The sequence below is a fragment of the Halalkalibacter lacteus genome, from assembly GCF_036663595.1.
Taxonomy (GTDB): domain Bacteria; phylum Bacillota; class Bacilli; order Bacillales; family Bacillaceae_D; genus Halalkalibacter; species Halalkalibacter lacteus.
In genome coordinates this window covers 1-270 of sequence record NZ_JAWRVL010000232.1, presented here as the reverse complement: position 1 = coordinate 270, position 270 = coordinate 1, and the positions used below count along the sequence as shown (strand labels likewise).

Annotated in this window: 1 protein-coding gene; it reads right to left on the bottom strand. The window is 68.5% G+C overall.

Annotation, left to right across the window (positions count from 1 at the left end; all coding sequences use genetic code 11):
• A partial coding sequence (locus tag SAZ04_RS23650; RefSeq protein ID WP_431309050.1) for a DUF3237 family protein occupies positions 1 to 148 on the bottom strand: 148 nt, incomplete at its 3' end.
• Positions 149 to 270: the final 122 nt, after the last annotated feature.

Here is a 270-nt window from a genome sequence, read left to right as displayed (position 1 = left end):
TGCCCTTCAGCCTTGGGCCTTCGAACGAACCGCCCGTCACAGCGACGATCGCACGGGTGCCCTGCGGGCCATTGGCAATCGTCGTGCCCGGTGCGGTGCTGGCCGTGAGCGTGAACAGGCACTCGTCCGGGAGTGAGGACTCAGGCATTCCGACGCTTCCCCTCGGGTTCGGTGGCACCGGACTCTACCAGAGGAGCGAGCAGCCCGCATCACCCCGGCGCCCCGTAGCCTGCCTGCGTTTGACCTGCCCGCGCTGCTGACCTAGGCTCG